This window comes from Xanthomonas cannabis pv. cannabis (assembly GCF_000802365.1).
GTDB classification, from domain to species: domain Bacteria; phylum Pseudomonadota; class Gammaproteobacteria; order Xanthomonadales; family Xanthomonadaceae; genus Xanthomonas; species Xanthomonas cannabis.
The window spans coordinates 1-3,746 of record NZ_JSZE01000189.1; the positions used below are offsets into that span (position 1 = coordinate 1).

Genomic DNA, 3,746 nt, shown 5'->3' on the forward strand with positions numbered 1-3,746 from the left:
CCGACCTGGCCGACCGCCCGGACGGGTTGGCCGTGCTGCTGCACGACGTGGCCGAACACATCGCCCAGTCCGCACCGCTGGTGGACTTCTGGCGCTCGATCGAGCGCGCGCACCCGGCGGTGGAGGCGGCCGACCAGCGCGTGGTGGCGATCTTCCTGCCCTTCGTGCACCGCGCCCGCGACGCCGGCCTGTGCCGGGCCGATGTCGACGACGAGCAGCTGTTGCTGGTGATCGACATGCTGGGCAGCTGCCTGCGCGGCAACGATGAAGCAGAACGCAAGCGGCTGGCCCACCGTTCGGCCGATCTGCTGATGCACGCGCTGGGCATGCAGGTGCCGGAGGGCGGCACGCGATGACACCGGCCACCCGCGCACGCATCGGCCGCTGGGCGTTGCGCACCGCGCTGGTGCTGGCCGCGTGCTGGGGCGGGCTGGCGATCTATTTCGCGCTCGGTGGCAATGCACTGGTACGCATCGGCTGGGTGGCCTCGTGGTGCGCGATGGCACTGGCAGCGCTGTGGGGCCTGCGCCGTGGCCGCGAGAACTGGGCGCTGGTGGGCATCTTCGCTGCCGCGTTCGTGGTGCTGGCGGTGTCATGGGGGCTCATGCAGCCCAGCCAGGACCGCGACTGGGCCGACGATGTCGCGCAGCGTCTGCAGCCGCAGGTGCAAGGCAACATCGTTACCCTGCACAACGTGCGCAATTTCGACTGGCACAGCGAAACCCGCTACGTGCCGCGCTGGGAAACCCGCCGGTACGATCTGGACCATCTGGTCAGCGCCGATCTGGCGTTGTCGTACTGGATGGGCCCGGCGATTGCGCACACGCTGGTGTCGTTCGGCTTCGACGATGGCTCGCATGTGGTGTTCTCGCTGGAAATCCGCAAGGAACGCGGCGAGGCGTTTTCGGCGCTGGGCGGATTTTTCCGCAGTTTCGAAGAAACCCTGGTGGCCGCCGACGAGCGCGACATCCTGCGCGTGCGCACCAATGTGCGCGGCGAGGACATGTACCTGTATCGCCTGACCATCCCCAAGGCCGGGTTGCGTCGCATGTTCATGGGCTATGTGGAGCTGGCCAACCAGCTGGATCGCGCGCCGGCCTTCTACAACACGCTGACCAGCAACTGCACCACCATTGTCTTTGCGCTGGTGCGCCAGCTGCAGCCCACCTTGCCGCTGGATCACCGCCTGCTGCTGTCCGGCTACGCCGACGCGTACGCCTACGATCATCACGGCCTGATGCCGGGCTATGACTTCGCCACCTTGAAGCAGCGCGGGCATTTCACCGCGCGTGCGATCGCTGCCGACAAGGCGAGCGATTTCTCCGAGCGCATCCGTGCCGGCATGCCGCAGGCGCCGGCGCCCGGCACCTCGGCGAGTGCGAAGCAGTGATGCCGCGCAGGCCATGGCGGCGGGCCACGACCGTGCTGGTGGCGGTGGTGATGAGTGGGTGGTTGAGCGGCTGCGCCATGGTCACGGTGCAGTCGCGCAACAGCGGCGATTACGTCGCGCAGACGCGCGGCGATGTGCTCAGCACCGGCGCGCTCAGCCAGGCCGGTAGCGAAACCCTGCAGGTGGCGGGGCTGCAGCCCAAGGCCTGCCGCACGCAGCCGCTGCCCTGCCTGCAGCACCTGACCACGGTGGCAGGCATCGGCGAAGAGCGTCGCCTGGCCACCCAGGCCGAGCTCTGGACCGCGCGCGCAATCGACCTGGGCGGACGCAATCCGGCGCAAATGAGCGACGTGGCCACCGATGCCTGGCTGGAGGCCGCGCGGCATGCGTATGCCTACCTGTTTTTCACTGCGCGCGCGCCCAGCGCGCGTGCGTTCGAGAACCGCCAGACGCAGGTGCGCGACTACTACAACTATGCCGTGCAGCAGGTGGTCGAGCGCCTGTTTGCGCGCTCCCAGCAGGCCGGCGACACCACCCCGGCGCCCACGGCGGTCGGCCGCTGGCAGGTGGTGGTCGACATGTCGGCCTACCGGCTGCCCGGTGGGGGTAATACTCCGCGCGCCATCTTTGCCGCCTCGGCATTGCGCTTCAACGGATTGCGCAGCACCTATCGGCGCGACGGTTTCGGTGCCGAGCTGGTGGCCGAAGTGGACCCGCAACTGGTCGGCGATCCGGCCGGGCTGGCGGTCCAGCAAGCCATCGCCCCGAGTGTCGCGCCCGAGCGCCCGCTGCCGACCTTCAGCGAGATGCCGTACGCACCGGCGACGCTGTTGCTGCGCTTCGATGGCGACACGCTCGCAGCGGTGCTGAAGACCGATCTGGTGACCCTGGTGCCGTACGACCCGTACCGCCAGAACGAGGTGGTGCTGCATGGACAGCGCGTGCCGTTGGCGGCCAACTTCACCGCCGCCTACGGACTGTGGCTGGCCAAGTCGGGGTTTGCGGCGCAGTCGCTGCGCTCGATGCTGGGCAGTGCGCGCGGCATCGAGCGCCCGCATCTGTATCTGATGCAGCCCTACGATCCCGATCGCCGCGTGCTGCTGATGCTGCACGGGCTGGCCAGCAGCCCGGAGGCCTGGGTCAACGTGGCCAACGAAGTGATGGGCGATGAAACGCTGCGTCAGCGTTACCAGATCTGGCAGGTGTACTACCCGACCAATGCGCCCATCGCGGTCAATCGGGCGGAAATCCAGGCGTTGGTGGAACGCAGCCTTCGCCACTTCGATCCGGCGGGCAGCGCCGTCGCCTCGCACGACATGGTCCTGATCGGGCACAGCATGGGCGGAGTGATCGGACGGCTGCTGGTGTCCTCATCCGGCGAACAGCTCTGGGACGCGCTGCTGCGGGATTATCGCCTGGACGGCGAGCGCGGCGCCCGCGTGCGCGCGAAGCTGTCGCCGTTGCTGCATTTTTCGCCGGTGCCGCAGATCGACCGCGCGATTTTTATCGCCGCGCCACATCGCGGCACGCCACTGGCCGAAGGCGGGTTGGGGCGCTTCGTCGGGCGCCTGGTGCGGTTGCCGATTGCGTTGCTGGACCGGTTTGGCGATGTATTGCAGGACCTTGCCAACAGCGAACGTGAGGGCAGCGGTGGCCAGTCCCGGCGCAAGGGCCGCCTGCTGCCGCCGACCAGCATCGACAACCTGCGCGATACCGACCCGTTCGTGCGCGCCACGGTGGATCTGCCGATCTCACCGCAGGTGCAGTACCACACCATCGTCGGCCGCGAAAAACCGCAGGTGCCGCTGGCCGCCTCCCACGACGGGTTGGTGCCGTATCGCAGCGCGCATCTGGATGGCGCCGCCTCCGAACTGGTGGTGACCTCCTGGCACAGCGTGCAGGAAACGCCGCAAGCGATTCTGGAGATCCGCCGCATTCTGCACGCGCAGTTGCAGGCCGAAGCGGCAGGAAGTACGGCGGCCGCAGGGCACGGCGCAAGTACCTCCCCGTAAGCTTCATGGCGGCATCCGTGCCGCCATGGCTCCCGAGACGGTGGGCGGGCAAGGACCAGTCAAGTTGGCTGGTTGGCAAAGTTCTCAACGAGCAACGGCAAGCCGCGACACGCTGTCTTGATTCTTCAACAAAACCACCAGCCAACTGTCTGGCGTGGTGTCCTTACCGATTGCGGGACCGTGTGGCGGCATGGATGCCGCCACCGAGCCCACATGGACGTACTTGCCGCGTGTTCCGCGAGCGGTGAGGGCGCCGCGCCCTTGACCCACTCGGCATTTGGCCTGGACGTCTGACGGCATCGCCAAGACGTGGCCGCAAATCACTGCACGCACGTAAATACACC

At 67.8% G+C, this 3,746-nt stretch carries 2 protein-coding genes and 2 pseudogenes; 3 read left to right on the top strand and 1 reads right to left on the bottom strand.

The features are described 5' to 3' along the window. From OZ10_RS19840 to OZ10_RS19850, 3 genes and pseudogenes are all read left to right on the top strand, one after another. A pseudogene (locus OZ10_RS19840) lies at window positions 1-356 on the top strand (TetR/AcrR family transcriptional regulator); the annotation flags it as partial. After that, window positions 353-1,390, top strand: coding sequence for an Lnb N-terminal periplasmic domain-containing protein (locus tag OZ10_RS19845; RefSeq protein WP_039566777.1), 1,038 nt, complete (start codon window positions 353-355; stop codon window positions 1,388-1,390). The pseudogene OZ10_RS19840 and the gene OZ10_RS19845, both read left to right, overlap by 4 nt. Continuing rightward, window positions 1,387-3,402 (top strand): esterase/lipase family protein, encoded by a 2,016-nt coding sequence (locus OZ10_RS19850; RefSeq protein WP_052210074.1) that lies wholly within the window; start codon window positions 1,387-1,389, stop codon window positions 3,400-3,402. The genes OZ10_RS19845 and OZ10_RS19850 overlap by 4 nt, the downstream gene beginning before the upstream one ends. Before the next feature lie 84 nt (window positions 3,403-3,486). Here the strand turns inward: OZ10_RS19850 and OZ10_RS22970 are convergent. After that, a pseudogene (locus OZ10_RS22970) lies at window positions 3,487-3,746 on the bottom strand (hypothetical protein); the annotation flags it as partial.

Bases quoted from the DNA above. Each gene is read 5' to 3' on its own strand.
- OZ10_RS19845 (WP_039566777.1), top strand. From the start codon at position 353: ATGACACCGGCCACCCGCGCACGCATCGGCCGCTGGGCGTTGCGCACC.